General features: G+C 57.1%; 1 protein-coding gene. It reads left to right on the top strand.

All coding sequences use genetic code 11. The features are described from left to right. Positions 1-627, top strand: a 627-nt coding sequence (locus Q1A75_RS24030) for a transposase (RefSeq protein WP_299641552.1), incomplete at both ends; no start/stop codon positions are given.

Raw genomic sequence — 627 nt, 5'->3', positions numbered from 1 at the left:
ATGCTGGCGCTGTTCGCAGCAAAGTCTGAAGACTTACGCCTGTGGCAACCACCCAGTAAAGAAACAGTCGAGTTGCGTGGGTTGCGGCGACGACGCGACGACCTGGCTCAAATGATCCGCAAAGAACAAAACCGGCTGGAACATCCACATATCAAGGCCGTCGAACGCTCCTTGAAGCGCCATGTGCGCGTTATGGCAAACGAGGTCAAGGAACTGGATGCGGCAATTGCCAAGCTCGTCGCTGGGACAACGGAGTTTCGGCGGAAGTCTGATCTACTGACTTCGGTTGTGGGTATCGGTCCAAAGACAGCAGCGGTCTGCCTTGCCTATGTTCCTGAACTCGGCTCACTGACAAAAGATGAAGCTGCGGCGATTGTCGGCCTTGCTCCGCACGCCCAAGATTCCGGCACTTTGAAAGGGCACCGCCGCATCTCAGGTGGCAGGCGCGAAGTCAGGGCAAGCCTTTACATGGCCGCACTTTCAACGTTGCGCTATGATCCAATGATGCAATCATTTGCGCGCCGCCTCCGCGAGCGAGGCAAACCAGCCGAGGTCGCGATCACGGCCATCATGCGTAAGCTCATTGTCATCATGAACGCGGTGCTGAAGACCGGCGAACCGGCACGA

The organism is uncultured Tateyamaria sp. (genome assembly GCF_947504105.1).
Taxonomy (GTDB): Bacteria; Pseudomonadota; Alphaproteobacteria; order Rhodobacterales; family Rhodobacteraceae; genus Tateyamaria.
This window is presented reverse-complemented; position numbering and strand designations above follow the sequence as displayed.